Source organism: Mesorhizobium sp. M0159 (assembly GCF_040322295.1).
Taxonomy (GTDB): domain Bacteria; phylum Pseudomonadota; class Alphaproteobacteria; order Rhizobiales; family Rhizobiaceae; genus Mesorhizobium.
Window position 1 is genome coordinate 33691 of the sequence record NZ_JAMYTF010000007.1, and the last position, 26160, is coordinate 59850.

A 26160-nucleotide genomic window follows, 5' to 3' on the forward strand; every position below is an offset into this window, starting at 1 on the left:
CTGGCCGCAAGGCCCAACAAACGAGGACCAAGAACAATGCAGCCCAACTTGAAATTCTCGCGCGGCGAATATGCGGAGCGCCTCGCCAAGACGCGGAAGGCGATGGAGGCCAAGGGCGTCGATCTGCTCGTCGTCAGCGATCCGTCCAACATGGCCTGGCTGACCGGCTATGACGGCTGGTCGTTCTATGTGCATCAGGCTGTCATCGTGCCGCCGTCGGGCGAGCCGCTGTGGTACGGGCGCGGCCAGGACGCCAACGGCGCCAAGCGCACCGCCTATCTCGCGCACGACAACATCGTCGGCTATGCCGACCACTATGTGCAGTCGACCCAGCGCCATCCGATGGATTTTCTGTCCAGCGTGCTCTCCGATCGCGGCTGGGGCAAGCTCAGCATCGGCGTCGAGATGGACAATTACTGGTTCTCGGCCGCTGCCTTCGCAGCGCTGCAGAAGCACTTACCCAATGCCCGCTTCGTCGACGCCACGGCACTCGTCAACTGGCAGCGCGCGGTGAAGAGCCCGACCGAAATCGACTACATGCGCAAGGCCGCCCGCATCGTGGAAGCGATGCACCAGCGCATCGTCGACAAGATCGAGGTCGGCATGCGCAAATGCGACCTGGTCGCCGAGATCTACGATGCCGGCACGCGCGGCGTCGACGGCATCGGCGGCGACTATCCGGCGATCGTGCCGCTGCTGCCGTCGGGCGCCGACGCATCGGCGCCGCATCTGACCTGGGACGACCGGCCGATGAAATCGGGCGAGGGCACCTTCTTCGAGATCGCCGGCTGCTACAACCGCTATCACTGCCCGCTGTCGCGGACCGTGTTCCTTGGTAAACCGACGCAGGAATTCCTCGATGCCGAAAAGGCGACGCTGGAAGGCATGGAGGCGGGACTTGCCGCCGCCAAGCCCGGCAACACATGCGAGGACATCGCCAACGCCTTCTTCGCGGTGCTGAAGCGGTACGGCATCGTCAAGGACAACCGCACCGGGTACCCGATCGGGCTTTCCTATCCGCCTGACTGGGGCGAGCGCACGATGAGCCTGCGTCCAGGCGACCGCACCGAGTTGAAGCCCGGTATGACCTTCCATTTCATGACCGGCTTGTGGCTTGAGACGATGGGGCTGGAAATCACCGAATCCATCCTGATCACCGAGACGGGCGTCGAGTGCCTGGCGAATGTGCCGCGCAAACTGGTGGTGAAGAATTGAGCCCGATGTCCAGCCTTCGCCCGTCACCGATCACGCCGACCGTCGATTTCGAGCGCGACGGCGTGCAGCACGGTTTCCTGCGCCTGCCTTACAGCCGCGACGATTCCGCCTGGGGATCGGTGATGATCCCGATCTGCGTCATCCGCAACGGCAAGGGGCCGAGCGCATTGCTCACCGGCGGCAATCATGGCGACGAGTACGAGGGGCCGCTGGCGCTCTATGACCTCGCCCGTACGCTCGACCCGAAGCAAGTCAGCGGCACGATCATCATCGTGCCGGCGATGAACTATCCGGCGTTCCGCGCCGGCACGCGCACCTCGCCGATCGACAAGGGCAATCTCAACCGCAGCTTTCCCGGCCGGCCCGACGGCACGGTGACCGAGAAGATCGCTGATTATTTCCAGCGCGAGCTTCTGCCCCGTACAGACATCGCGCTCGACTTCCACTCCGGCGGCAAGACGCTCGACTTCGTGCCGTTCTGCGCCGCCCACATCCGGCCCGACAAGGTGCTGGAAGCGAAGGGTTTCGCTGCGGTTGAAGCCTTCTCCGCACCATGGTCGATGAAAATGCTGGAGATCGACGCGGTCGGCATGTTCGACACTGCCGCCGAAGAGATGGGCAAGCTGTTCATCACCACAGAGCTTGGCGGCGGCGGGACTTCGCGCGCGGAAACGGTGCGGATCGCACGTCGCGGCGTGCTCAATGTGCTGCGCCATGCCGGCATCGTCGCCGGCGCGGTCGAGATGCAGCCAACCCGCTGGCTCGACATGCCGTCCGGCGATTGCTTCTCGTTCGCCGAGGACGACGGGATGATCGAAACCATGATCGATCTCGGCGAGCCGGTGGCAGAGAACCAGGTGCTGGCACGTATCCATTCCATAGGCCGCACCGGCGGCGCTCCGCAGGAGATCCGGGCCAAAATGTCCGGTCTGTTGGCGGCGCGGCATTTTCCGGGGCTGGTCAAGGCCGGCGACTGCGCTGCCGTGGTCGCCGTGCTGGTCGATTGACGGTTAGGAAGCCGATGTCGGGAACGGCTCGGTCCTGCCTTTGGGGCGATCGCCGATCGCAAAGACGGCGCTCGCCTCGCTGACGATCGAGACATGATCCTTGGCGGCTGTTCCGGCCGCCGCACTGTCGCCGCGCATGATTGCGGTGACGATGGCGTCATGTTCTTGCCAGGACTGGGCCAGCCGCCCGGGCAGCATGAATTGCGCGCGCCGGAACGGCGCCAGGCGGCCGCGGGTCATGACGGTCAGTTCATAAATGTGCTTGCTGTGGGCGCCGCGATAGAGCCGGGTGTGGAATTCGGTGTTGAAAAGCTCATACTCTTCTTCGGCACCGAGCTGCACGAAGCGCGCCGAGGCCTGGTGTTCGGCCTCCAGCGTGCGGCGCTCGCCAGCGGTCATGCGCTCGGCCGAGAACCGCGCGCAGATCGCTTCAAGCTCGGCCATGCTTTCGAACATCGAGGCGAGGTGCTCCTGCGTCACCACGGCGACGGTGGCGCCGCGGTTCGGCCGCCTTTCGACCAGCCCCATGGCGCTGAGCCGGCTGAGCGCTTCCCTGATCGGCGTGCGTGAGACGTCGAAGCGGGCGGCGAGCGAGGCCTCGTCGAGCTTTTCGCCCGGGCGCAGGAAACCGGTGACGATCCGGTCGCTGATCGCCCTCACCATCTGATCGACGGTCGTGCCCGACCTGATCAAATTGCGCTTTCCCGACACGTCTCCTCCGTCCAGTCTTTTCGCTAGAGCCGTAAGCCACTCACCGGCTTCGATTCCTCCGCATCTCTGTATGCCTATGTTTTAGCCTTCATGTCAAATTGGCGATTTTGGAGGCAAAAAGTGTATGCAATTGCTCCGGCTTTGTGCAGTCCACATCGGAACACTCATTGATATTACTGAATAAATCTCATTTCTGAAACTGGCATGCTGATTGCATACACTTCTTTCATTGAGATGTTAACCGGCCCCAAAGGCCCCACAGAGGGAGCATTCAATGTCCAAGAGATTCATGCTTAGCCGCCGCGACCTGCTCAAAACCTCCGCCGCCGGAGCGGCGCTCGGCCTTGCGTCCGCATCGTTTCCGATCAGCAGGGCCTTCGCCGCGACGGCCACCGTCGGCTTCATCTATGTCGGGCCAAAGGACGACTACGGCTACAACCAGGCGCATGCCGAAGGGGCCGCCACGCTGAAGGGGATCGAAGGAATTTCCGTCGTCGAGGAGGAGAACGTGCCGGAGACGGTCGACGTTCAGAAGACGATGGAATCGATGATCAATCTCGACGGTGCGTCGCTGATCTTCCCGACCTCGTTCGGCTATTTCGATCCGCACATGCTCGCCATGTGCGCGAAATTCCCCGACGTGCAGTTCCGCCATTGTGGTGGCATGTGGAACAAGGACAAGCATCCGATGAATGCCGGTTCCTATTTCGGCTATATCGGCATGGGCCAGTATCTGAACGGCGTCGTCGCCGGTCACACCAGCAAGACCAAGAAGCTCGGCTTCGTCGCGGCAAAGCCGATCCCGCAGGTGCTGCTCAACATCAATTCCTTCCTGCTCGGCGCGCGCTCGGTCGACCCGACCATCACCTGCCAGGTGATCTTCACCGGCGAGTGGTCGCTGGCGGTCAAGGAGGCGGAGGCCACCAATGCGCTGGTCGACCAGGGCGCCGACGTCATCACCTGTCATGTCGACAGCCCCAAGGTGGTGGTCGAGACTGCGGCCGGGCGTGGCGCCTTCATCTGCGGCTATCATGCCAACCAGAGCCCGCTGGCGCCGGAAAAATACCTGACCGGCGCGGAATGGAACTGGGCCAAGGTCTACAAGATGTTCGTCGACGATCTGGTGGCCGGCGCGCCGCTGCCCAACTTCACGCGCGGCGGCCTTGCCGACGGCTTCGTCAAGATGAGCCCGCTCGGCCCCGCCGTCGGCGATGCCGCCCGCAAGCAGTTCGACGGCACGCTGGCCGAAATGATGAAAGGCGGGTTTTCGGTCATCAAGGGTCCGCTGAAGAGCAACAAGGGCGTCGTCGTGGCGACCGAAGGCCAGGCCTTCGTCGAGACCGCGCTCGAGCTCGAAAGCATGGACTATCTGGTCGAGGGCGTCGTCGGTTCGACCGCCTGAACCGGATCGGAGACGGGCCATGGCAGACACGGTCAGCACTGCGGGCGCACCGGCGCTGTTTGGCGCCAGGAATTATCAGGCGGCGCTCGAATGGGCGGCGCGGCGGGCGGAAGCCTTTGTCATCCCGCTTGCGGCGCTGATCGTCGGCATGGCGCTGTTCAGCCTGTTCATCGCGCTGGTCGGCAAATCGCCGGTGCAACTCTACGAGACGATGTGGCGCGGCGGCTTCGGCTCGTGGTTCTCGATCCAGAACTCGCTGTCGCGGGCAGCACCGCTTTTGCTGGCAGCGCTCTGCTTGGCGCTGCCGGCCCGGCTCGGCCTTGTCGTCATCGGCGGCGAAGGCGCGATCGTGCTGGGCGGCGTTGCCGCCGCCGCCATCGGCGTCGCGGCGAATGGCGCGCCGGCTTTTCTGGTCATCCTGCTGATGGGCGTGGCGGGCGTGGTCGCCGGCGGCATCTGGATCGGTGCCGTCGGCGCACTCCGCCACTACCGCGCCGTCAACGAAACCATCTCCAGCCTGCTGATGGCCTATATCGCCATCGCGCTGATGAACCATCTGGTCGAAGGGCCGCTGCGCGATCCGGCCTCGCTCAACAAACCCTCGACCGAGCCGCTGGCGGATGCCTACCGCATCGGCAACATTCCAGGCATGGACGTGCACTGGGGCCTGGTCGTCGGCATTCTCGCCTGCGTCCTGTCCTGGCTGCTGATCGAAAAGACGCGCTGGGGGTTTGCCGCCCGCGTCGCCGGCGGCAATGTCAGGGCAGCCCAGGTACAAGGACTTGCCGTCGGGCCGCTGATCGTCGGCTTCACCGGGCTCGCCGGCGGCTTTGCCGGGCTAGCCGGCATGCTGGAGGTCGGCGCCGTGCAAGGCAGCGCCAACGCCTCGCTCGCCGCCGGTTACGGCTATACCGGCATCCTCGTCGCCTTCCTTGCCCGCCACAATCCGCTCGCCATCATCCCGGTCGCTTTCCTGCTCGGTGGCATCGGCGCTTCGGGCGGGCTGATCCAGCGCCGCATGGACCTGCCCGACGCCACCGTGCTGGTGCTGCAAGGCATGCTCTTCGTGGTCATCCTGTTCAGCGAAACTTTTTACGGCCGCTTCAAGGTCTTCAATCCCGATCTGTGGAAGAGAGGCTCCTGATGAACGCGACCGAGATCGGCCTGTGGGGCGTGCCGCTCGCCATCCTTGGCGGCGCCATCCGCGTTTCGACGCCGTTCATCTTCGTCTCGCTCGGCGAAGCCATTACGGAGCGCTCAGGCCGCATCAATCTCGGCCTCGAAGGCACGCTGGTCTTCGGCGCAATGACCGCCTATGCGGTCGCAGTGATGACCGGCTCGCCATGGCTCGGCCTGCTGGCTGCCGCAGGTGCCGGTCTTTGCTTCGGGCTGTTCCATGGCTGGATCTGCAAATTCCGCGGGGTGAATGACATCGCCATCGGTATCGCGCTGATGCTGTTCGGCTCCGGTCTCGCCTTCTTCTTCGGCAAGCCGTTCATCCAGCCCTCGGCACCAGACCTGCCGGCCATCGCCTTCGGTGGCTGGTCGGATATCCCGCAGGTGCAGGCGGCGCTCAACGTCAATGTGCTGTTCCTGATCGGGGCCGCACTTGCGCTGTTCCTGTGGTGGGCCTTCCGCAACACCCGCGCCGGCCTGATCGTGCGCGTCGTCGGCGACAGCTCCGATGCGGCGCGGGCCATGGGCCTCAATCCCAACACCGTGCGCCTGCTTGCGACAGGCGTCGGCGGTGCGCTCGCCGGCATCGGCGGCGCCTATCTGTCGCTCTATTATCCCGGCAGCTGGACCGAACGCATCTCGTCGGGGCAGGGGCTGATGGCGGTGGCGCTGGTCATCTTCGCGCGCTGGAACCCGCTTGGCTGCTTTGCCGCGGCACTATTGTTCGGCGGCGCCGGCGCGCTGGGCCCGGCGTTGCAGTCGGTCGGGGTGACGCAGGGCTACTATCTCTTCTACGCCGCACCTTACATCCTCACGCTCATCATCATGATCGCCACCTCGTCGCCGAACCGCTCGCTTGCCGGCGCGCCGGGCGAGTTGTCGATCACCAAATGACTGGAGTTTTTTCGATGAACGCCAGAGCCGAGATCACCCAGCGCTACATCGATGCCGACCCCTATCCATGGCCCTATAATGGCGAGCTGCGGCCGGACAATACGGCATTGATCATCATCGACATGCAGACCGATTTCTGCGGGCCGGGCGGCTATGTCGATCATATGGGCTACGATCTTTCGCTGGTGCGGGCGCCGATCGAGCCGATCAAGTCGGTGCTCTCAGCCATGCGGGCCAAGGGTTACACCATCATCCACACGCGCGAGGGCCATCGGCCCGATCTCGCCGACCTGCCGGCCAACAAGCGCTGGCGCTCGCGCCGCATCAATGCCGGCATCGGCGACCCCGGGCCTTGCGGGCGCATCCTGGTGCGCGGCGAACCCGGCTGGGACATCATCCCCGACCTCTATCCGGCGGCTGGCGAGCCGATCATCGACAAGCCGGGCAAGGGCTCGTTCTGCGCCACCGACCTCGAGCTGATCCTGCGCCAGCGCGGCATCGAAAACATCGTGCTGACCGGCATCACCACCGATGTCTGCGTCCACACGACGATGCGCGAGGCCAACGATCGCGGCTTCGAATGCGTGATGCTGGAGGATTGCTGCGGCGCAACCGACTACGGCAACCATCTCGCGGCGATCAAGATGATCAAGATGCAGGGCGGGGTGTTCGGCGTGGTGTCGAACTCGGCATCCTTCGTCGCGCAGCTGCCGTGAGGACACGATCTTGAGCGGAAGCATCGGTAAGAAAGCCGTCGGCGTCGAGACCATCGGCATGACCATGCGCTTCGGCGCCTTCACCGCGCTGGACGACGTCTCGATCAAGGTGCCGGCGGGATCGTTCCATGCGCTGCTCGGCGAAAACGGCGCCGGCAAATCGACGCTGGTCAAATGCATGATGGGTTTTTACCATCCGACCGCCGGCGACATGCTGGTTGATAGCCGCGAGGTCGCGATCGCCAGTCCGAAGGATGCCTCGGCATTGGGGCTCGGCATGGTCTACCAGCATTTCACGCTCGTCCCGTCGCTGACCGGCGCGGAGAACCTGGTCATTTCGCGCGAGAAGGTGCCCGGCGTCATTGACTGGCGCAAGGAGCGCGCCGCACTTGCGCAATTCATGCAGCGTATGCCGTTCAAGCTGCCGCTCGACGTCAAGGTGGCGGAACTTGCGGCCGGCGAGAAGCAGAAGCTCGAAATCATCAAGCAGCTCTATCTCGGCCGCAGTTTCCTGGTGCTCGACGAGCCGACTTCGGTGCTCACTCCCGGCGAGGCACACGAAGTGCTTGGCCTGGTGCGCGACATGACCAGGACCGGCGACCTCACCGTGCTGATGATCTCGCATAAATTCCACGAGGTGACGGCCTTTGCCGACGATATCACCGTGCTGCGCAAGGGCAGGCTGACCGGAACCGGAAAGGTCTCCGAACTTTCCCACAAGCAGATGGCGGCGATGATGATCGGCGACCAACCGATCGCCGCACTCGACAGCCGCGCCCCGGTGCCGGCCGGCGCCAGACAGGTGCTGACGGTAAAGTCGCTAAAGGCGCCCGACCGCACCGGCTTGAAAACCATCGACATCGGCGAGTTCGATGTGAAGTCCGGCGAGATCGTCGGCGTTGCCGGCATCTCCGGCAACGGCCAGAAGGAGTTTCTCGAAGTCCTTGCCGGACAGCGGGCGCGCAATTGCGGCGACATTCTGGTGAAAGGCTCGCCCTATGGTGCCAGCCGCAGCGAGGCGCGCACGCTCAATGTCCGCTTCATTCCGGAGGAGCCGTTGCGCAATGCCTGCGCGCCGAAGATGACGGTGGCGGAAAACATGGCCTTCCGGACCTTCGACCTCAACGAGGCCGGCAAGCCGGTCAGCTGGATCAGGATGAGCGCGATCAGGGACTACGCGGCCCGTCTGGTCGAACAGTTCAAGGTCAAGACGGCCTCGCTCGCTTCGCCGATTTCGTCGCTCTCGGGCGGCAATGTGCAGCGCGCGGTGCTGGCGCGGGAACTGACCGGCGAGGTCGATTTGCTCATCGTGTCGAACCCCTGCTTCGGTCTCGACTTCTCCGCCGTCGCCGAAATACGCGCCCGCATCATGAAGGCGCGCAATGCCGGCGCCGCGGTGCTCCTTATGTCGGAGGACCTTGATGAGCTGCTCGAGCTCTCGGACCGCATCTTCGTCATGTCGGACGGCGCGCTGGTCTACGAGACGCCGATCGCGCAGGCGAGCGTGCAGACGATCGGCGAGCACATGGCGGGACATCACTGATGGCGGAGATCGAGGCGCTGCCGTTTCCGTTCGCCTTCAAGCCTGAGGCGATGGCGCTGGTCGTCATCGACATGCAGCGCGACTTCGCCGAACCCGGCGGCTTCGGCGCCAGCCTCGGCAATGACGTCAGCCGAGTCACGGCGATCGTGCCGACGGTGAAGAGGCTGATCGAGGGGTTTCGCACCGCCGGCCTGCCGGTGATCCACACGATGGAGTGCCACAAGGCAGACCTTTCGGATCTGCCGCCGGCCAAGCGCAATCGCGGCAATCCGTCGATCCGGATCGGCGATGTCGGGCCGATGGGTCGCGTGCTGATCGTCGGCGAGCCGGGAACGGCGATCCTCGATGAACTTGCGCCACTGCCTGGCGAGATCGTCATCGAAAAGCCGGGCAAGGGCGCGTTCTATGCCACCAGCTTCGGCGATGACCTGAAGCGGCTCGGCGCACAGCAACTGGTCTTTGCCGGAGTGACGACGGAGGTCTGCGTGCAGACGACGATGCGCGAGGCCAACGACCGCGGCTATGAATGCCTGCTGGCCGAGGATGCTACCGAGAGCTATTTTGCCGAGTTCAAGGCGGCCGCCCTGGCGATGATCAGGGCACAGGGCGCGATCGTCGGCTGGACGGCGACGACAGACCAGGTGCTCGAGGGGATTGCCAATGCCTAACCTTGCCTTTGCCGGCCTCCTCAATGGTGGCTGGCGCGATCTGCCGTTCGAGCCTTTCCGCGATGGCATTACGGCGCATTGGCTGCTCAAGGGCGGACCGACGGAACCGTCGGTCGCCATCCTGAATTACCGGGCTGGCGCCAGCGTGCCGCGTCATCGCCATGCCGGGCTGGAGACGATCATCGTGCTGGAAGGCACGCAGAGCGACGAGAACGGCGATCATGCCGCGGGCAGCGTGATCCTGAACCCGGTTGGAACCGAGCATTCGGTGTGGACGAAGGATGGCTGCGTGGTGCTCATCCAGTGGAACCTGCCGGTAGTCATTCTGGACGAGGCCAAATGAGCGACATCCGCTTCGATATAGCGAGCTTGCACGCCGCCTATCAGGCCGGCGTCGGCATTGGCGAGGTGATCGATATGGTCCATGCGCGGCTCGCGGCGGCCGATGACCCCGGCATCTTCATCCATCTGGCGAGCAGGGCGGCGTTGCTTGCCGAGGCGGAAAAGCTCGGCCCGTTCGATCCCGCGGCAAAGCCGCTGTGGGGCGTGCCATTCGCGGTCAAGGACAACATCGACGTCGCCGGCATGCCGACCACGGCGGCTTGTGCGGAATATGCCTACTTGCCGGCGAAAGACGCCACCGTCGTCGCGCGGCTCAAGGCCGCCGGCGCGCTGGTTGTCGGCAAGACCAATCTCGACCAGTTCGCCACCGGCCTGGTCGGCGTTCGCACGCCCTATCCAATCCCGAGGAATGCGATCGACCCGAAACTGGTGCCGGGCGGTTCCTCGTGCGGCTCGGCCGTGGCGACGGCGCGCGGCATCGTCTCCTTCGCGCTCGGCACCGACACCGCCGGTTCGGGGCGCATACCCGCTGGCCTCAACAACATCGTCGGGCTGAAGCCGAGCGTCGGCGCGCTATCAGCCGCCGGCGTCGTGCCGGCCTGCCGCACGCTCGACTGCATCTCGGTCTTCGCGCTCACCGTCGATGACGCCTACCGCGTGTTCGAGGCGGCGGCGGCAAAGGACGACGCCAACCCCTATTCGCGTGACCCCGGCGTCCAGGGCCTTGCCGCGCGCCCGCCGGTGCTGACTGTCGGCGTGCCGGCCAAGACCGACTGGACCTTCTTCGGCGACGAGGCGATGCAGGCGGGTTTCGAGGCCGCCCTTGCCTCGCTGGAGACGCTGGGCTGCCAGCTGGTGGAAATCCCGTTCGCCGATTTCTACGCCACCGCCAACCTGCTTTACGAAGGCGCCTGGGTAGCCGAGCGTTACGCCGCGATCAGGGACTTCATGGATGCCAACGAGGCCGCCATGCATCCGGTGACGCGGCAGATCATCGGCGGTGCGCGAAAACTTTCCGCCGCGGACGCTTTCAACGGGCTCTATGCCCTGCAAGGCTATAAGGCCAGGCTTGCGCCGGTCATCGCCTCGGTCGACCTATTCTGCGTGCCGACCGCGCCGACGCACTACACAGTCGAAGCGGTGCTGGCCGATCCGATCGTCACCAACAGCCGGCTCGGCACCTACACCAACTTCGTCAATCTGCTCGACATGTGCGGCATTGCCGTGCCGAGCGGAACCCGCAGCGACGGTCTGCCGATGAGCGTCACCTTGCTTGCCGCGGCGGGCAAGGACCATCTGCCGGCGTCGCTTGCGCGCGATGTCCATGCGGCAAGCGGCCTTGCGCTGGGCGCTACAGGCTGGCCGCTGCCGCGTGGCGATGTTCGCGTCGACGTGGACGAGGGCACGATCGAGCTGGCGGTGGTCGGCGCGCATCTGTCGGGGATGGCGCTGAACGGCCAGCTGCAGCAGCTCGGCGCAATGTTCGCCCGGGCTGCAAGAACGGCGCCGCTCTATCGGCTTTATGCGCTCGCCGGCCAGTCGGTGCCGCGACCGGGGCTCGAACGGATCTGCAACGGCAAGGGCGCAGCGATCGAGGTTGAAGTCTGGCGGCTCTCGCCACAAGCCTTCGGCCGTTTTGTTGCCGCGATCCCGCCGCCGCTCGGCATCGGCACGCTTCTGCTCGATGACGGAACTTCGCCGAAAGGCTTCCTCGTCGAAAGTGCCGGCCTCACCGATGCAAAGGAGATTTCGCATTTCGGCGGCTGGCGCAATTTCGTGGCGGGTCAGCTGCAGCGAAGCTGACGCTATCACTCGACCTTTTGCCTGAACTTCGAATGGCAGCTCGAGCAATCCTGCAAGATGAGATGCAGGAGGTGCTCCGCCGGCAATTTAGTGGGATCGGCTTCCGCGAGGGATGGTCGCTTGCCAAGCAGGCTGCCACCGCCCATCGCCAGGCCGGAACCCATTCTCATGTCGTCGGTGATGCGCGGCGGCGCCCGCTCGGCGTCGGAGGCCAAGGCGCTGGCCAGCGTCCCGATGTGGCGAGCCAGCTCATCGAACTCCGCGCGGGCGGGGTCGATATCCGGCCTGGCGCCTGAAGGCGCGCCCAATGTCGCGCTGGGGAATTCGGCAATCAGGGCAGGGCCGGTGCGGGCGCGGATGGTCTCGGCCGCCGCCTTGAAGGCTGCGGCGTCGTACGCCTGCTTGCCGTCGAACATCCCGGCGATCGCCTTTGCCGCCGCGGCCATTTCCTTCATCGAGGCCTGGCGAGCCTGGATGACCGCATCACGACCCGAATGGGCGGCGGCGAGCACGACAGAGGCGCAGGCAAGCGACAGGACCGCTATGATAGCTGCTCGTCTCATCGTTGGCACATGAGGAGCTAGAGAATTCTTGTGACCAGACTGTCCAGTCGGGAGTTCTCGCGATAGGCCAATCGGACCACAACGGCACCTAAGACGCCAGTGATGGCACCCCCTATCACGTCGGTGAGATAGTGGGTGCCGATATAAATTCTCGACCAGCAGATCAGCAATGCCATGATGGAGAGGGCCAGCGTCCGGCGCGGCAGACCTTGCATTGCAAAAGCCGCAACAACCGCAAAGCTCGCTGTCGCGTGGTCGGAGGGAAACGACCAGTCGGCGCTGGGCGCAATCAGCAGATGCGTCACGCCGGCATCGTAGGGCCGCAGCCGGTGGACGAACAGCAAAATGAACTGATTGATCGCAAGGCCAAGCAGGAAAGCCAGGCCCGCGGACAAGGCCGCATGACGCACATGAAAACGGTCGACTTTGGCCCACCATTGCAGAGCGACAGCCAGCACCATCAGCGGAACGCCGATTTGTGATAGGGCGATCATTACTCTATCAAGAGAGGGATTAATGCCGGCCGCGGTGTTGATCCAGTGGGTTAAAGCTGCATCCATTTGTCTTCGGTTTCCGTGATTGAACGTGAGGTGGATTTTGAAGCCCATCGATGAACGCCGCATCCATCAGATTTTCGAACTCAGCGTCTGGCTCAAGGGTTTGCATGCTCTGATCGAATGCGTCGGCGGGATACTGCTTTATGTCGTCACCACCGACGCCATTGCCTCCTGGGTCAATACATTCACCCAAGAGGAATTGATCGAAGATCCGAACGATTTCATAGCTGGCTATCTGTCGCAGATGGCAAGCCACTTTTCCGTCGCCAGCAAGGAGTTTTATGCCTTCTACCTGCTTAGCCACGGCCTGATAAAACTGCTGCTCGTTGTCGGGCTTTTGAGAGGCAAGCTGTGGTCGTATCCGGCATCGCTTGCGGCGCTGGGCGCATTTATGATCTACCAAGTCTACCGCTACTCCTACACCCATTCGTTCGGCCTGCTTGTCCTGACCGTATTCGATGCTGTCGTCATGGTGCTGATCTGGCATGAATGGAAGGTCGTGCGGCAGCACAAGCCGGCATGACAGCGAAGTTTGCACGTCAGCCGCTCCGATTTTCAATCCACCTCACTGGGCGACGCCTTGTCCTGCCAGCTCGTCGATGATCGGGCAATCCGGCCGCTCGTCGCCGTGGCAGTGACTGACCAATTGGTGAAGCAAGCCGCGCAATCCGACCAGTTCGGCGATCTTCCTGTCGATCTCGACCAGCTTGGCTTTCGCGATCGCCTTCACGTCGGCGCTGTCACGTTCCCTGTCCTGGTACAACGACAGCAGCTGGCGGCATTCGTCGACCGAAAACCCCAGGCTTCGCGAGCGCTGCAGGAAGCGCAGCCGGTGAATATCGGCCGTCGAGTAATCGCGATAGCCATTGTCCGTCCGGGCCGGGTGCAAGAGCCCGATATCCTCGTAGTAACGGATCGTCTTGGCCGGCAGGCCGGATTTTTCGGATGCGACGCCGATGTTCATGGCGGAAATCTCCTTTATTGGAGGAAATAGACCTTCCAGTAGATGGAAGGTCAACATGATGTGGCGATTTTGGACGCAACCGCCCGCCCGCTCCAACCGTTTGCCTGCCAGCACACACTGAACCTTCGGGAAGAAATCGGTCCTCGGAAACGTTTTTACCGAACAGTGCTCAAAACCCGGTGTTCGACACCGGGTGCCGATGAGCAAAGACCCTCCGGCGCTGGCTCGACGCAACACCGTGCAGACGCCGAGGAGACAGAACATGCCCGTCAAGGCCTATATCAACCGGATCGCGACAGCGGTGCCGGAGTACGAGGTTCATCAATTCTACCTGCGTTTCGCGGCCTCCATGCTCGCGGCCGATCGCCGGAGGATTTTCGAACGCATGGCCGATCTTGCCGGCATCGAGCACCGCTATTCCTGCTTTGCGCCGGCGTCCGACCCAGAAGGACCAACTGCCGACCTGGCCGGGACCTTCATCCGGGGCGCGTTTCCCGGAACGGCCATGAGAATGGCGATGTTCGACGATGCTGCACCTGTTCTGGCACAAAAGGGCATCGACGGATTGCAGCTTGGCGATGACGCTTCCCGCATCACCCATTTGATCGTCACCACCTGCACCGGCTTTTCGGCGCCGGGCATCGATCTGGAGCTGATCGCGCGTTGCGGGCTGCCCGATAGTGTCGAACGCACGATGATCGGGTTCATGGGGTGCTACGCGGCGATCAACGGCCTCAAGCTGGCCCGTCACATCGTCCGCTCGGACCCGCAGGCCAAGATCCTGCTGGTCAATATCGAGCTCTGCACGATGCATCTGCGCGAAACCACCGAACTGGAAAAACTGCTGTCGTTCTGCATCTGGGGCGACGGCTGCGCGGCCACGCTCGTCACCGCCGAGCCGGCCGGCATCGAGCTCGACAGCTTTCACTGTCTGGTGGCGAGGAAGCGGCGGGATCTGATGCGCTGGAATATTCGCGACCACGGCTTCGAAATGGTTCTTTCCGGCCAGGTGCCGGCAGCGATTCATGAGGCGTTGCGGAACAGCCAGGCCGCCATGCTCGGCGGCCGGCCGACGGAAGACATCGACCTTTGGGCCGTACACCCGGGTGGACGTTCGGTGCTCGACGCCGTCGAAAGGGCCTTGAAACTGGAGCCCACCGCGCTGGAACCATCGCGCGAGGTGTTGCGCCAATACGGGAACATGTCGTCGGCGACCGTCATGTTCGTGATGAAGGAGATGTTGAAGGCGCCACCCGGCCTGCTCGGTTGCGGCATGTCGTTCGGACCCGGGCTGACGGCCGAAACCATGCTCTTTCGAACGGTGTCATGAGCGGCCTGGAGCACCGGCAGCTTGCGCCGGAAATCCTCGACGGACTTGCGGCCGAAGATCCGCGAGCGCTGGCCGCGCGCCGCGACCTTCGGCGCATCAATATGCTGATGTTTCAGGTGCCGATCATAACGTCGTTGCTCAGGAGGTTCGTGCCAACGCCGCCACGCCGCATTCTGGAGATCGGCGCCGGCGATGGCTCCTTCATGCTGGCGGTGGCGCGGCGCATGGCCGGGCATTGGCCCGGGGTCGAACTGGTGATGCTCGACCGCGTCGACCTCGTCACCACGCAATTGCGCGATGATTTTGACAGGCTGGGATGGAAGGCCGAAGGCGTCACCGCCGATGTCTTCGACTGGGCAGGAAAGATCGAGGGTGCGCCGTTCGACGCCGTCACCGTCAATCTGTTCCTGCATCACCTCGACGATGCGCAGCTCGTGCGTCTGTTTTCGCTGATCAGGCCGAAAGCCCCGTTGCTCATCGCGACAGAGCCGCTGCGGGCGAAACTGCCGCTGGCCGCGACCCGTCTTCTGCCGGCAATCGGCGCCAACGACGTCACACGAAACGACGCGGCGCAAAGCGTGCGTGCCGGCTTTCGCGGCAGCGAGCTTTCCCGTCTCTGGCTTGCGGCCAACGGCAAACCGGTCGAGGAGCGGCGCGCCGGCCTGTTCTCCCACATCTTCGTCGGCGCCAGTGCCAGAGTCGAGCCATGACGCGATTGTCGACCCATGACGCGATCGTCATTGGTGCCGGCCCGGCGGGCACCTCCGTCGCGCTCACGCTGGCCCGGCGCGGATGGGCCGTGGCAATTGTGGAAAAGACCGCATTTCCGCGCCGCAAGGTCTGCGGCGAATACATCTCGGCAAGCAATCTTGCGCTTCTCGACCGGCTGGAGATCGGCGATGCCTGGCGTGCCAAGGCGGGCCCCGATATCCGCCGCGTCGGCCTGTTTTCCGGCGAGACCTGCGTCGAGGCGGCAATGCCACGTGCAGGAGCTGGGCCTCGTGGGAAAGACAGCTTCGGCCGGGCGCTCGGCCGGGACATTCTCGACTCTCTGCTTTTGCAAGCGGCGCGATCGGCGGGTGTCGAAATCTTTCAACCCTGCCGCGCCGTCGCCATCGAGCCGGACGGTGAGATGCAAAGGGTGCGAATTCAGGCCGGGGATGAAGCGGCGATATTGCGAGCGCCGGTGATTGTCGCCGCACACGGCTCGTGGGAACCGGGACCATTGCCCAGCCAGCTCGCAAAGGCCAATCGGCCGTCGGACCTGCTCGGCTTCAAGGCGCATTTCACCGGGTCGTCGCTGGCGCCGGATTTGATGCCTCTGCTGGCCTTTCCCGGCGGCTACGGCGGCATGGTTTCGGCGGATCATGGCCGGTTGTCGATCTCGTGCTGCATCCGGCGCGATATGCTCGCGCGGCTGCGTAAACAATATGGCCCCAAACAACGGAGCCACGTGTCGGCCGCCGATGCGGTCTCCCGGCATCTCCTGAATTCATGCCGGGGCGTGCGGGACGCCCTGGAACCGGCTCTCCTCGACGGTCCGTGGCTTGCCGCAGGTCCGATCCGGCCGGGAATTCGCTCGTGCTACGAAGGGGACATCTTTCGCGTCGGCAATGCAGCCGGAGAGTCTCATCCTGTCATCGCCGAGGGCATCTCGATGGCGCTTCAGTCCGGCTGGCTGCTGGCTTGCGAACTCGCATACGCGCCAAGTGGCCGACCAGGGCGCGAGGCTGCCGCCAGACGCTACGAGGCGGCCTGGAAAAGACTGTTTTCGACACGGGTCTACGCCGCCGCGGCCGTTGCCGGAATTGCCCTTCGCCCCGGCAGCGCCACCTTGATGGCGGCGATCGTCCAGAATTTCCCGCAGGCCCTGACGCTGGGCGCGCAACTGAGCGGCAAGACCAAGCCGGTTCCAGGCTTCGTCTAGGCGACATAGCGGTCCCATGAGCCGTAGTGCTCCTTGCTTCGGCGCCCCCGAGGCAGGCTGAGGCCGATCACAACTAGCCCTGCGACGGCATTGTTCAATGTCGAACCTCTGGTCGCGCCGTCGAGCAGCCAGGGCGCTGCGATCAGCCATAACCCGAACGGCAGGTTGAGGAAACGCAATGGCCGTGCCACCTCGGCCATGGCGCAGACCGCGATCGTGATGATCATGGCGCCCGAGAGGTGATCGCTGTTTGCAATGGCGCCGGCCGTGCCGAAGACCAGCCGCGAGACCATCAGCCAACCGCCGACGAAACAGCATGCGACCAGCGTCCATGGAAACGTGACACCGCGAATGGCTGCGGCGGACTGTGCGGCAAGCGCGGCGGAAAAGCCGGGATCGTTCTTGTCCGCCTCGCCGTTCGGCTCCGGCCCGCCTTGGAAAAAGGTGCGCCAGAACGGACGGTCTGTCCGCACGCTGCGCAGCATGTACTGGCCCATGGCGACCACCTCGTCCAGCGTCAGCGGGATCATGACCAGCATGGCCGCCGCCGCGATGAGGCACAGTGTGCAATAGGTGCCGATCATGATCGGCTGGATGATGATGAAGAAGATCGAGACGCCGCCGAGCGGCACCACCAGGATGAAGAAGAAGGTCACCATCCAGGGCATGGTGCGCCAGCGGGTCGCCGTGCCCATCGCGCCCATCAGGGTTTCGATCATATAGGCCACGGCGCCAAGCCCGGCATCAGCGACTGGCCAGGCTCGAGAAACGTCGGATGTGATGATGAATTCCGTGCCGTTCCTGCCGTCTCCGCCGAGGAAGAATGGCTCCCAGACAGCACCCACATGGCCGAGCTGGTAGGCAGTGAGATAGCGGGCGATGAGGAAACCGAAGAAACCGAGCGCGATGATCGGCAGGCGCTGCAGCCAGGATGACGGCGAGTAGGTCCAGCCAGGCGGAACGGTGCTCTCGTCCATCATCCCTTCGTGGCTCATGCCCGGCATCATCGGGACGAGCACCGAGAAAGCGATGGCCAGCGCGCCGACGATCGTGTCGTTCATGGTGGCGGCGGCGCTCGGCGTCCAGAAGAACAGCGGCGCGAACAGCAGCCACAGGCCGGCGATCGTCGTGCCCCATTGCGCCCAGGAAAAACGCGGCGACAGTGCGAGCCCGCCAAACAGCATCAGCAGCAAGCCCGAGACAATGTCGCTCCAGCCGGTGAGCGCGTTGCGCAGCACCGGTTCCCACAGTCCACGCTCTTGCGTGACGTCACGCACAGTGCCGGCCGCCGCCGGATCGAACAGCGCGAACTGAAGCGGGCTGGTGAGGAGCCACACGCCAAGCGTGATGACCAGGAAATGAGCCCACAGCATCTGCTGGCCCATCCCCGCCATCTCGGCCATGTGTCCGGGTTTCATCTTGTCGTGTTTGGCCTCGAACGCCTTGTCTTTCTCTCGCGCTTTTGTTCCGCTGCCGGCCACCTTGGCCGCGTTGAGCTTGTTGGCCCGATACCAGCCGGCGGGATCTGCCTTGAGCGCGTCGACGATCCGCGGCAACGTCTCGCGCAGGGAATGCCGGGGCTGCCAGCCGAGGACATTGCGGGCACGGCTGATATCGATCGCGTAGTGGTCGTCGGCGATATCGACCATCCAGGGACGAACGAATGATTCTTCGCCCAGCACGTCCTGTTGGACCCAGGCACCCGCCTTGGCGAGCGCCTTCGGCACCTCCCGTGTCTCCCAGTTCTCGCCGCGGATCAACCGACCAATCTCGGCTTGAAGTTCGCCGTAGCCCATGACCTCAGGCTCGCCGAGAAGCAGCGCCAGCTCCGTGGGAAGTTTCTTGCGCCGATCTATAAGGCGCGCCACCGCCTCGGTGAGGTCTTCCAGATGCAGGAACGACTGCCCGGTGCGCAGGTCACCCGGATATACATGCCCGGTCGGATCCTCTTCGTAGATACGCGCAATCTGATTGGCGAGGAATGCGTTACGGCCGAGATCATCATAGACGCCGGCCGGCCTGGCATAGACGACAGGGATAGGCCCGTGCTGCTCATGGATCAGGCGCTCGGTCTCGATCTTCGAGGTGCGGTAGGGTAGGTTCGATTCGAGCGGCCAATCCTCATCGATGATGTCGCCCGGTCGGCCACCCTTGTGCGCCAGCATCGAACTCATGAAGACAAACTGCTCGACCTCAAATTGTTTCAGAGCGCGCAGGAGCTTCTCGGTGCCGCCAACCGTAATCTTTTCGTAGAGCGGGTTCCGTTCGCCTGTGAGATCGAAATAGGCCGCAAGATGGATCACCGAGGCGAGGCGGGCGCCATAGGCCGTCCGCACGCGCGCCAAGCCGGCTGCCACGGCGTCCTCCGATGTCAGGTCGATGCAGACGCACTCCGCGGCCGGCGGCGGCTGACGCGTCGCCGCCCGGTCGAGGCCGACGAGAGCAAACCGGTCGGCGAAGCTGTTGACCAGAGCCGAGCCGATGAAGCCGGTGCTGCCGGTAACAATAACCGTGTCTTTGCGCTTCGCCATCCAGACCTCATAGCCGGCGATTTGCCACTCCTGAGAGGGCCGAAGGCGACAGACGTTAAGAGCCGAGGGGCCGGACCAGTTCCGACGCCGACCCGATGACGCTGCTGCTTCCGATGACGACTACAACTTTCCGCCCTTTTTGCTCTTTTGACCCCGACTGCCTATGCCGTCAGGTTCGCAAATATTTGACCAGCGCCGCGATCGCGAGCACGAGGGTGACAAGCACCAGGACCCAAATGAGCGCCATGCCGCCCATCATCCACATTGAACCGTCCATCATCATCACAATCATCCCTCCCGCCGCCGCTGCCACCGGCGATTGCGAGGGGAACTAGTTCGCCATGTACGCCCGTCAAGGCGAACTCGATCAGCCCACGAAGGCGGTGGCTTGCCGGTCAATCAAGGCACGTTCAATGCTATCGACGAACGAGTTCATAATAGGCTTCGGCCAGAACATGCTGGCCGCGCGGTAACTCCGAAAGGGCAGGGCTTTAATCCAGCGCCTCCAGCGCCCGCAGCAAGTGTTCCGCGACATCTGATCTGCCTTGCCGATATGCCTCTCTGACAGGGCCAGTAGCTGCCTTTCGACATTCATGGTTCGGTCCGCCATTGGACGACCTCCGGAGAACGACCTCCGGAAGTTAGCAATGAGCCTGACGGTTCCAGCCACCGGAAGGTCAAGCGCTCCTTTCAAGAAGGTAGAACAGGTTGAGAGCGCTTGTTGAACCGCAGCCGAGTTGTCGCCCGGCTCTACTCTCCTCCGCCGCAGCCGTCTGAGAGATCCCAGACGTCGACGACCTGCTTGCCGGTGAAACCGTGCTCGCGGATCAGGAACTTCGCCAGCCCGCCATACACTTTCCAGCGCCAGCATTGGCAGCAGCATGGACCTTTCTCGCTGGAATTGGCCATCGCATAGTCGTAGGCCTGCTGCTCTTCGCCGGAGAGTTTCACATCGTAGTAGGGCATCATCTTCTGTGCGATGCCGGCCGGAATATCGTACGGATCGCTTGGGATCATCGCAATCTCGCGGTACCTGGCCAGGCCGCTCACCTGCTCGGCATAGCGCTTCGTCTCCATCGGGCTGCAGCACGAGCCCGTGATCCGCGACGTTGCCGGCATGGTCGCGATCGATTCCGTGAACTTGGTCGAACACGTGCTGTTGCCGTTCTGGCTGAGATATCTGAAACGGCGTACCAGATCGGGATCCTCAGCGGCGATCGCCAAATCCGGCCCCTTGAGCAGGCTCACGACCGCAGCGGCGCCAAAGGCGCTCCCCAGAACAACCGTCCGTCGGTTTGGGCAAAATATTCGGCTCATTTGCTGGTCCTCGCCTGCTCGATCAGTTTCTTCATCGTTGCGAGGTCGGTCGCGCCGGGGAAAATCTGCTCGCCAACGACGAAGCTTGGCGTTCCGCTGATCTTCAGCGCCTGGGCCAGTTGCGTATTCCGGTCGATCGACGCCTGGATATCGGGCTGCTGCATGTCGGTCTTCAGTTTAGCCACATCGAGACCGACGTCGGCAGCCACCTTCAGCACGACCGCTTCGGTCACCCGCGTCTGCACCGCATACAAGGCCTTGTGGAATGCCATGTATTTGCCCTGGCGCACTGCGGCGAGAGCCGCCTTGGAAGCAAATACGGAATCCGTGCTGAGGATCGGGAATTCCTTGTAGACGATCTTGAGCTGCGGATCGTCGGCCATTGCTTGCGCCATGATCGGCGCAACCTGCCGGCAATAGGGGCAGTTGTAGTCGAAGAACTCGACCACGGTGACGTCGCCTTCGGCGTTGCCGCCGACCGGGCTCGCCGGGTCCCGGAAAATCTCGTCCGCCTTGTCCGTCAAAGCGGCTTTCGCCTCTTTTGCGGCAGCCTCGCGCTGGCGGGCGTCGAGGCTCTGCAGCGACTGCACGAGCACCTCGGGATGCGCAAGAATGTAGTCGTGAATGCGCTGGTCGAACTGGTCCTGGGACATCTCGCCCGCGGCGATCGCCTGATTGTGGAGACCGAGCGCGAGCCAGATCGTCGCGCCGGCCAGCATGACGGCACGGGCCATTTTGCCGACGGCTCCGCTCAATGGATTGGACTTGTGGGTCACAGGGTTCTCCTTCCCTCTGTTTCGCCGGACCGCCGGCACGTGCAAATGATGCCTCAGAACATGCCCTTGATTTTCGCCCACCATCCCGTTTCCTGCTCATGGTGCGGGCGCTCGACATTGTTGGTAAGCGCATTGACGAATGTGACGAGATTGACCGACGCGAAATCCAGGCCATGGAAATTCGCCCGCCAGCGGCCCTCCTTGTCGATCACATGGGTGATGGTGCCGTGCATCTGATAACCATCATCCGTCAGCGTGAACTTGTGGCCGAAGGCCTCCGCCAGTCTGCGGGTCGCATCCTCCGGCTGATCCTCCATCGTGGTCAGGAACAGCCAATTGACGGGATCGAGCCCGTGCGCCGGCCCGTATTTGCTGAGCACGTCCGGCGTGTCCCTGGTCGGGTCGGTGGTGATGGTCACAAAGCTGACCCGGTCCTTCATCGGCGTGCCGTTCACCATTTTCTGGATCTCGGCGATCTTCTCGGCATGAAGGGGGCACACATCCGGGCACGACGTGTAGATGAAGTGGAGGACGACCACCTTGCCGCGCAGATCGGCCGTCCGCACGACACGCCCGTCGGCGGTGCGCAGCGTGAAATCAGGCGCCGGCTTGTCGATCGGCTGGAAATATTTCTCGTCGGCCTCAAGCGTGGCGTCGATTTCGTCGAGCGAGTGGGCTTGCGCCTGATACGAAAAGCCCGCGGTCAGCGCCGCAATGGCAATTACGCTTAGCAGCAAGCACCTCCATTCGTTCAAAGCCGATGCAACGCAGCGAGCCTTTAGCCCGAACATATCTGTCCCTTTCTCACTTGGCGGCGATGCGGCTGCGGATGAAGTCGACCATGTCGGGGGCGTCCCATTCGGCCGGCCCAATCAGCCGGCCGATTTCCTTGCCGTCGCGGTCGACCAGCAGGGTTGCCGGAAGGCCGACGGTTCCGATGGCGAACATGGCCCTGCCCGAGACGTCGATGTTGAGGGCGAGGTGCTTGATGCCGATGTCGGCGAAGAACTTCTTCACAATCTCAGGACCGGCGCGGTCCATGGACAGCGCGACGACCTCGAAATCCGGACCGCCGAGTTTGGCCTGTAGGCGATCGAGCGTCGGCATCTCCTTGCGGCAGGGCGCGCACCATGTCGCCCAGACGTTAAGCAGCACGACCTTGCCGTGGAAATCCGCAAGCATTTTCGGCTTGCCATTGCCATCCTCGAAGCTGATTTCCGGCACGGGGACGGGCGCCTCGTGAACGGCAAAGTTCTGCGGCGGCTCAGCGGCTGATACCGGCCACGAAAACGCCAGCAGCATGCCAACCAGGACCATGGCTAGTTTGCTCACAATGTCCTCACTCGGTCGCGTAGACGGTGGGCGCCTTGCCGTCCTTGGTGAAGGCGTAGACGACGAAGGGGCCTTGCTTCTCGCCACCCATGCCTGGGGCGCCGGCCGGCATGCCGGCGAGCGTTATGCCGGTGATGGCAGGGCGCTCGGTCAAAAGCTTCTTGACGATCTCGACCGGCACCAGGCCGTCGACGATATAGCCGTCGACCATCAGCGTGTGGCAGCCTTCGAGGTCGGCCGGCACGCCGGCATCGCTGCTGATCTGGGAGAGATTGTTGACCGGCTTGATGTCGACCTTGAAGCCGTTGTGCTCGAGATAGTTGGCGTAGGACTCGCAGCAGCTGCATTGCGGGTTCTTGTACATGACGGCGTTGATCGTTGCGGCGAAGGCGGGCAGCGGCGTTGCGATCAGCAGGGACAGGGCGGCGAGGCGGTAGGTCAGTTTCATTGCAGTTCTCCTTGGTTGGATAAAAGTTCAGGTCACGCGGAACGCCGTCATCAGGCCGGCCATCTGGTGATCGGCGACATGGCAGTGCAGCATCCAGTCGCCCGGATTGTCGGCGACGAAGGCGCATTCGATCGTATCCTTGGGGGCGAGCAGCACCGTGTCCTGCCATTGCCGGTGCGGCACCGGCGAGCCGTTGCGCGAGATGACCGACAGGCTGAAGCCGTGGACATGCATCGGGTGCCACCAGGCGGTTTCGTTGCGCATGGTGAGATGGCAGGTCACACCGCGTTTCAGCGTGAACTGCGGCGCCATGCCGGCATGGCCGTCGCCGGTCATCGACATGCCGTTGATCGCCCAGGCCGCACCGCCGTTCATGCCCGTCATCCCCATGCCCATCATGCCGCCGACGCCCTTGAGCTTGCCGCCGCCCATCATGCCGCCCTGCAGGACGATCTCCTGGCGCTCGGCGCCAGCGAGGTCGGGCTGGGGCAAGGGGTTGCGCGGCACGCCGACAGGCGTGTCGAGCGGATGGGTTCTCAGCGACGGCGCTGCGTCATAGGCCAGCGTGGTCAGCGTATAGGCGAGGCCGTCGTAGAAATCGTCGATCACCGCGTGGCGGCTGCCGGGGTGACCCTGCATGTCGAGCACGATGTCGATGCGCATGGCGGGCGCCAGCACCAGGCGACCGCCCTCCGGTTCATGCGGATCGCAGGGCTGGCCGTCGATGGCGACGACGACCGGACGGTGGCCTTCGAAGCGCAGCGCCATCATGCGGGCAAGCGAGGCATTGGCGAGCCGCAGCCTGACGCGCTCGCCGGCCTTCACGCTCCGATCGCCTGGCCCCGTGCCGTTGACGGTGACGACATTGCCGACGCGGCCCGACATCGATGCATCCATGGCACTGCCGAAGCCGCCGGCGATCTGCCCATCGGCCGCAAGCCGCCAGTCCTGCAGCAGCCACAGAATGTCACGGTCGACGGCGACCGGCCCGACCTCCTCGACGACCAGTGCGCCGGCAAGGCCACGGCCGAGCTGGACCAGGCTGTTGGCGTGCGGGTGATACCAGAAGGTGCCGGCATCGGGCGGGGTGAATTCATAGATGAAATTTTCACCTGGCCTGATCGGCTTCTGCGTCAGGCCGGGCACGCCATCCATGGCGTTCGGCAGCCGGATGCCATGCCAGTGAACCGTGGTGTCTTCGTCCAGTCCGTTCTCGACGATGATCCGAGCGGGCTGCCCCTGGCGTAAGCGCAGTGTCGGGCCGGGGACCGTGCCATCATAGGCCCATACCGGAGTGCGCGGACCATCGGGGCCGGCGAACCGGGCCTGGCCCGGCGCCACCCTGATCCGGTATTCGCCGGTGGCCATCGCCAGCGCAGGGCGGATCGGCACTGCGGCGGCAATGCTCGCTGCCGCAAGCAGGAATTTGCGGCGCGTTATGAACGGATTTGAAACGGAATTCACTCTTGTGACCCCTGCGGCAACCGACGGCGAACGTCGCGACGTCGATTGAATTGCTACCGCGCCCGCTGCGCAGTGCGCGCAACCGGGCGATCAAACGCCGCTAATCAGCCGTGGAACGGCAGAAACGGCGTCAGACGAGAGCGCTGGGTCTTGGAGGGAATGGCTCGGGCAGCAGACTTCGCCCGTGCAGGAACGGGGCGGGAAGCGCCGACGGCAGCTCGGGCTGCGGCAGTCCCGTCACGGGGAAAGCTTCCGGCAGTACCGCCAGAACCGGTGCGACACAGGTCGGCGCACATTGCATCGGTTTGTCATTGCCGGCCGAGCCCTTGAGGCAAGCGTTGCAGTCACCGTCCCTGGCATCGGCCATCTTGGCCATGTCGGCGTCGGTGGTGCCGGTATCTGCGGCCATGGTCATGCGGCCGTCGACTGCCATCCTGGCCGACATGACGGCAGCTTGAGCGGCGGACAGGCTGAACCCGGCGGTCACGACGACCGCGAGAAGCATGACCAGGAGGTGTTTTGGTGACAGGCGCGCCATGTTCGGCCTAGGCTGGCCTCAAAGCGCCGCTTTTGCAAGCCCCGACAACGCGACATCGAAACCGTCGAGGGCAGGGCAGCCAGTAAGAAGCATCGTGTTAGGGCAGACCATGCAGCAAGCCATCACGTCGGACGGCCTTCGCCGGGTGGTGCTTGTCGTCGCACTGCTGAACCTGGGTTATTTCGGCATTGAATTCGCCGTCGCGCTGGCGATCGGCTCGGTGTCGCTGTTCGCCGACAGCGTCGATTTTCTGGAAGATGCCTCGGTCAATCTCCTCATACTGCTCGCCATGGGATGGTCGCTGCGTGCCCGCTCGCGGGTCGGCATGGCGCTGGCGCTTATCCTGCTGGTGCCGGGCCTGGCGACGCTGTGGACCGCGTGGGAAAAGTTCAACATGCCGGTGCCGCCGCAGCCAACGGCTCTGACGCTGGCGGGGTTGGGCGCTCTCGCGGTCAATCTGTCATGCGCCTACATGTTGGCGCGCTACCGCCATCACAGCGGCAGTCTTACCAGGGCGGCATTCCTCTCGGCCCGCAACGATGCGGTCGCCAATGTTGCGATCATACTGGCCGGATTGGTGACGGCCTTCCTGTGGCGCTCGGCGTGGCCGGATCTGATCGTCGGCCTGGGAATCGCGGCACTGAATGCAGACGCGGCGCGCGAGGTCTGGGGGGCAGCTCGGGAAGAGCACCGGGCCATTTCGTGAACTCCAAAACGCTCAGCGCGCTGCCGATTGCCACTCCGCCAATGCAGCAGTCAGCCGGAAACCTGCGCGATCTCTAATATAATCGCACCCTTTCAAAGCGGGCGGAGGGAGAACCGCTCATAAGTAAAATCGGAGGAAAACCATGAACAGCATGAGCCTCACCACACTTGGACGAAGTCGACCGGGTCGAAGCGGTGAAACGATGAACCGCTCAAGGCCACGCACGTCAT

Annotated in this window: 28 protein-coding genes; 15 read left to right on the forward strand and 13 right to left on the reverse strand. The window is 63.8% G+C overall.

The window, feature by feature from the left end:
* The first annotated feature begins 36 nt into the window (after window positions 1–36).
* Together doeA and doeB are read left to right on the forward strand one after the other, a co-directional pair.
* Window positions 37–1215, forward strand: a complete 1179-nt coding sequence (gene doeA / locus NKJ32_RS09505; RefSeq protein ID WP_352755649.1) for an ectoine hydrolase DoeA — start codon at window positions 37–39, stop codon at window positions 1213–1215.
* Window positions 1216–1220: 5 nt separating this feature from the next.
* Window positions 1221–2222, forward strand: a complete 1002-nt coding sequence (doeB, locus tag NKJ32_RS09510) for a N(2)-acetyl-L-2,4-diaminobutanoate deacetylase DoeB (protein ID WP_023677207.1) — start codon at window positions 1221–1223, stop codon at window positions 2220–2222.
* 3 nt (window positions 2223–2225) lie between these two features.
* Here doeB and NKJ32_RS09515 read toward each other — a convergent pair whose 3' ends face one another.
* Window positions 2226–2885: a GntR family transcriptional regulator gene (locus tag NKJ32_RS09515; RefSeq protein WP_023677208.1), complete on the reverse strand. Its 660-nt coding sequence runs from the start codon at window positions 2883–2885 to the stop codon at window positions 2226–2228.
* A gap of 322 nt (window positions 2886–3207) precedes the next feature.
* Here NKJ32_RS09515 and NKJ32_RS09520 point away from each other — a divergent pair, with 322 nt between their 5' ends.
* From NKJ32_RS09520 to atzF, 8 genes are read left to right on the forward strand one after another with little or no spacing between them, the layout of a single operon-like run.
* Entirely contained in the window at window positions 3208–4335 is a 1128-nt protein-coding gene (locus NKJ32_RS09520) for a BMP family ABC transporter substrate-binding protein (RefSeq protein ID WP_352755647.1), read from the forward strand.
* Window positions 4336–4354: 19 nt separating this feature from the next.
* Window positions 4355–5479 carry an ABC transporter permease gene (locus tag NKJ32_RS09525; protein WP_352827430.1) on the forward strand — a complete coding sequence of 375 codons (1125 nt, stop codon included), beginning with the start codon at window positions 4355–4357 and terminating at the stop codon, window positions 5477–5479.
* Window positions 5479–6405, forward strand: coding sequence for an ABC transporter permease (locus NKJ32_RS09530; protein WP_352755643.1), 927 nt, complete (start codon window positions 5479–5481; stop codon window positions 6403–6405). The genes NKJ32_RS09525 and NKJ32_RS09530 overlap by 1 nt, the downstream gene beginning before the upstream one ends.
* A 14-nt stretch (window positions 6406–6419) precedes the next feature.
* Window positions 6420–7121: a biuret amidohydrolase gene (gene biuH, locus NKJ32_RS09535; protein ID WP_352569075.1), complete on the forward strand. Its 702-nt coding sequence runs from the start codon at window positions 6420–6422 to the stop codon at window positions 7119–7121.
* Between the two features lie 10 nt (window positions 7122–7131).
* Window positions 7132–8664: an ABC transporter ATP-binding protein gene (locus NKJ32_RS09540; RefSeq protein ID WP_352569076.1), complete on the forward strand. Its 1533-nt coding sequence runs from the start codon at window positions 7132–7134 to the stop codon at window positions 8662–8664.
* Window positions 8664–9332: a cysteine hydrolase family protein gene (locus NKJ32_RS09545; protein WP_352569077.1), complete on the forward strand. Its 669-nt coding sequence runs from the start codon at window positions 8664–8666 to the stop codon at window positions 9330–9332. Before NKJ32_RS09540 ends, NKJ32_RS09545 begins: the two co-directional genes overlap by 1 nt.
* On the forward strand, window positions 9325–9675 hold the full coding sequence (locus NKJ32_RS09550; protein WP_352569078.1) for a cupin domain-containing protein: 351 nt from the start codon (window positions 9325–9327) through the stop codon (window positions 9673–9675). The genes NKJ32_RS09545 and NKJ32_RS09550 overlap by 8 nt, the downstream gene beginning before the upstream one ends.
* Window positions 9672–11477, forward strand: coding sequence for an allophanate hydrolase (gene atzF, locus NKJ32_RS09555; protein WP_352827434.1), 1806 nt, complete (start codon window positions 9672–9674; stop codon window positions 11475–11477). Before NKJ32_RS09550 ends, atzF begins: the two co-directional genes overlap by 4 nt.
* Window positions 11478–11482: 5 nt before the next feature.
* Here the strand turns inward: atzF and NKJ32_RS09560 are convergent, their stop codons facing one another.
* Together NKJ32_RS09560 and NKJ32_RS09565 are read right to left on the reverse strand one after the other, a co-directional pair.
* The gene (locus NKJ32_RS09560; protein ID WP_352569080.1) at window positions 11483–12040 is read right to left on the reverse strand and encodes a cytochrome c; all 558 of its coding nucleotides are present in this window, start codon (window positions 12038–12040) and stop codon (window positions 11483–11485) included.
* Window positions 12041–12057: 17 nt separating this feature from the next.
* Window positions 12058–12648, reverse strand: a complete 591-nt coding sequence (locus NKJ32_RS09565; RefSeq protein WP_352755637.1) for a phosphatase PAP2 family protein — start codon at window positions 12646–12648, stop codon at window positions 12058–12060.
* On the opposite strand from NKJ32_RS09565, the gene NKJ32_RS09570 reads away from it, so the two are divergent.
* Complete coding sequence (locus NKJ32_RS09570) at window positions 12638–13120, forward strand: DUF2127 domain-containing protein (protein ID WP_352755634.1); 483 nt, start codon at window positions 12638–12640, stop codon at window positions 13118–13120. The genes NKJ32_RS09565 and NKJ32_RS09570 overlap by 11 nt on opposite strands.
* 42 nt (window positions 13121–13162) lie before the next feature.
* Here NKJ32_RS09570 and cueR read toward each other — a convergent pair whose 3' ends face one another.
* Window positions 13163–13561: a Cu(I)-responsive transcriptional regulator gene (gene cueR, locus NKJ32_RS09575; RefSeq protein ID WP_352755632.1), complete on the reverse strand. Its 399-nt coding sequence runs from the start codon at window positions 13559–13561 to the stop codon at window positions 13163–13165.
* Between the two features lie 262 nt (window positions 13562–13823).
* On the opposite strand from cueR, the gene NKJ32_RS09580 reads away from it, so the two are divergent.
* The 3 genes from NKJ32_RS09580 to NKJ32_RS09590 are packed head-to-tail and all read left to right on the forward strand — an operon-like array spanning window position 13824 to window position 16818.
* The gene (locus NKJ32_RS09580; protein ID WP_352755630.1) at window positions 13824–14891 is read left to right on the forward strand and encodes a type III polyketide synthase; all 1068 of its coding nucleotides are present in this window, start codon (window positions 13824–13826) and stop codon (window positions 14889–14891) included.
* Window positions 14888–15601, forward strand: coding sequence for a methyltransferase domain-containing protein (locus NKJ32_RS09585; RefSeq protein WP_352755627.1), 714 nt, complete (start codon window positions 14888–14890; stop codon window positions 15599–15601). The genes NKJ32_RS09580 and NKJ32_RS09585 overlap by 4 nt, the downstream gene beginning before the upstream one ends.
* Window positions 15598–16818 (forward strand): NAD(P)/FAD-dependent oxidoreductase, encoded by a 1221-nt coding sequence (locus NKJ32_RS09590; RefSeq protein WP_352755625.1) that lies wholly within the window; start codon window positions 15598–15600, stop codon window positions 16816–16818. The genes NKJ32_RS09585 and NKJ32_RS09590 overlap by 4 nt, the downstream gene beginning before the upstream one ends.
* On the opposite strand, the gene NKJ32_RS09595 is transcribed toward NKJ32_RS09590, so the two are convergent.
* The 9 genes from NKJ32_RS09595 to NKJ32_RS09635 all read right to left on the reverse strand — a co-directional run bounded on the left by NKJ32_RS09595 (window position 16815) and on the right by NKJ32_RS09635 (window position 25224).
* The gene (locus NKJ32_RS09595; protein WP_352755623.1) at window positions 16815–19349 is read right to left on the reverse strand and encodes an NAD-dependent epimerase/dehydratase family protein; all 2535 of its coding nucleotides are present in this window, start codon (window positions 19347–19349) and stop codon (window positions 16815–16817) included. The genes NKJ32_RS09590 and NKJ32_RS09595 overlap by 4 nt on opposite strands.
* A 367-nt stretch (window positions 19350–19716) precedes the next feature.
* The gene (locus tag NKJ32_RS09600; RefSeq protein ID WP_352755622.1) at window positions 19717–19959 is read right to left on the reverse strand and encodes a hypothetical protein; all 243 of its coding nucleotides are present in this window, start codon (window positions 19957–19959) and stop codon (window positions 19717–19719) included.
* Window positions 19960–20099: 140 nt separating this feature from the next.
* Window positions 20100–20666, reverse strand: a complete 567-nt coding sequence (locus NKJ32_RS09605; protein WP_352755621.1) for a hypothetical protein — start codon at window positions 20664–20666, stop codon at window positions 20100–20102.
* Window positions 20663–21442: a DsbA family protein gene (locus NKJ32_RS09610; RefSeq protein ID WP_352755620.1), complete on the reverse strand. Its 780-nt coding sequence runs from the start codon at window positions 21440–21442 to the stop codon at window positions 20663–20665. The genes NKJ32_RS09605 and NKJ32_RS09610 overlap by 4 nt, the downstream gene beginning before the upstream one ends.
* A 53-nt stretch (window positions 21443–21495) precedes the next feature.
* Window positions 21496–22179, reverse strand: coding sequence for an SCO family protein (locus NKJ32_RS09615; protein WP_352576484.1), 684 nt, complete (start codon window positions 22177–22179; stop codon window positions 21496–21498).
* A 67-nt stretch (window positions 22180–22246) separates the two neighbouring features.
* Window positions 22247–22774, reverse strand: a complete 528-nt coding sequence (locus NKJ32_RS09620) for a TlpA family protein disulfide reductase (RefSeq protein WP_352621413.1) — start codon at window positions 22772–22774, stop codon at window positions 22247–22249.
* Between the two features lie 7 nt (window positions 22775–22781).
* Window positions 22782–23222: a DUF411 domain-containing protein gene (locus NKJ32_RS09625; protein WP_352452325.1), complete on the reverse strand. Its 441-nt coding sequence runs from the start codon at window positions 23220–23222 to the stop codon at window positions 22782–22784.
* Window positions 23223–23249: 27 nt separating this feature from the next.
* Complete coding sequence (locus tag NKJ32_RS09630) at window positions 23250–24686, reverse strand: multicopper oxidase family protein (RefSeq protein ID WP_352827439.1); 1437 nt, start codon at window positions 24684–24686, stop codon at window positions 23250–23252.
* 130 nt (window positions 24687–24816) lie between these two features.
* Window positions 24817–25224: a hypothetical protein gene (locus tag NKJ32_RS09635; protein ID WP_352796848.1), complete on the reverse strand. Its 408-nt coding sequence runs from the start codon at window positions 25222–25224 to the stop codon at window positions 24817–24819.
* Between the two features lie 109 nt (window positions 25225–25333).
* Here NKJ32_RS09635 and NKJ32_RS09640 point away from each other — a divergent pair, with 109 nt between their 5' ends.
* Window positions 25334–25930, forward strand: a complete 597-nt coding sequence (locus tag NKJ32_RS09640) for a cation efflux transmembrane domain-containing protein (protein WP_352569092.1) — start codon at window positions 25334–25336, stop codon at window positions 25928–25930.
* The last annotated feature ends 230 nt before the right edge of the window (window positions 25931–26160 follow it).

Coding starts and splice junctions, on each gene's coding strand:
- NKJ32_RS09580 (WP_352755630.1), top strand. CDS start 13,824: ATGCCCGTCAAGGCCTATATCAACCGGATCGCGACAGCGGTGCCGGAG.
- NKJ32_RS09560 (WP_352569080.1), bottom strand. CDS start 12,040: ATGAGACGAGCAGCTATCATAGCGGTCCTGTCGCTTGCCTGCGCCTCT.
- NKJ32_RS09635 (WP_352796848.1), bottom strand. CDS start 25,224: ATGGCGCGCCTGTCACCAAAACACCTCCTGGTCATGCTTCTCGCGGTC.
- NKJ32_RS09565 (WP_352755637.1), bottom strand. CDS start 12,648: ATGGGCTTCAAAATCCACCTCACGTTCAATCACGGAAACCGAAGACAA.
- NKJ32_RS09640 (WP_352569092.1), top strand. CDS start 25,334: ATGCAGCAAGCCATCACGTCGGACGGCCTTCGCCGGGTGGTGCTTGTC.
- doeA (WP_352755649.1), top strand. CDS start 37: ATGCAGCCCAACTTGAAATTCTCGCGCGGCGAATATGCGGAGCGCCTC.
- NKJ32_RS09600 (WP_352755622.1), bottom strand. CDS start 19,959: ATGGCGGACCGAACCATGAATGTCGAAAGGCAGCTACTGGCCCTGTCA.
- doeB (WP_023677207.1), top strand. CDS start 1,221: ATGTCCAGCCTTCGCCCGTCACCGATCACGCCGACCGTCGATTTCGAG.
- cueR (WP_352755632.1), bottom strand. CDS start 13,561: ATGAACATCGGCGTCGCATCCGAAAAATCCGGCCTGCCGGCCAAGACG.
- NKJ32_RS09550 (WP_352569078.1), top strand. CDS start 9,325: ATGCCTAACCTTGCCTTTGCCGGCCTCCTCAATGGTGGCTGGCGCGAT.
- atzF (WP_352827434.1), top strand. CDS start 9,672: ATGAGCGACATCCGCTTCGATATAGCGAGCTTGCACGCCGCCTATCAG.
- NKJ32_RS09590 (WP_352755625.1), top strand. CDS start 15,598: ATGACGCGATTGTCGACCCATGACGCGATCGTCATTGGTGCCGGCCCG.
- NKJ32_RS09625 (WP_352452325.1), bottom strand. CDS start 23,222: ATGAAACTGACCTACCGCCTCGCCGCCCTGTCCCTGCTGATCGCAACG.
- biuH (WP_352569075.1), top strand. CDS start 6,420: ATGAACGCCAGAGCCGAGATCACCCAGCGCTACATCGATGCCGACCCC.
- NKJ32_RS09605 (WP_352755621.1), bottom strand. CDS start 20,666: ATGAGCCGAATATTTTGCCCAAACCGACGGACGGTTGTTCTGGGGAGC.
- NKJ32_RS09530 (WP_352755643.1), top strand. CDS start 5,479: ATGAACGCGACCGAGATCGGCCTGTGGGGCGTGCCGCTCGCCATCCTT.
- NKJ32_RS09525 (WP_352827430.1), top strand. CDS start 4,355: ATGGCAGACACGGTCAGCACTGCGGGCGCACCGGCGCTGTTTGGCGCC.
- NKJ32_RS09520 (WP_352755647.1), top strand. CDS start 3,208: ATGTCCAAGAGATTCATGCTTAGCCGCCGCGACCTGCTCAAAACCTCC.
- NKJ32_RS09515 (WP_023677208.1), bottom strand. CDS start 2,885: ATGGTGAGGGCGATCAGCGACCGGATCGTCACCGGTTTCCTGCGCCCG.
- NKJ32_RS09585 (WP_352755627.1), top strand. CDS start 14,888: ATGAGCGGCCTGGAGCACCGGCAGCTTGCGCCGGAAATCCTCGACGGA.
- NKJ32_RS09595 (WP_352755623.1), bottom strand. CDS start 19,349: ATGGCGAAGCGCAAAGACACGGTTATTGTTACCGGCAGCACCGGCTTC.
- NKJ32_RS09545 (WP_352569077.1), top strand. CDS start 8,664: ATGGCGGAGATCGAGGCGCTGCCGTTTCCGTTCGCCTTCAAGCCTGAG.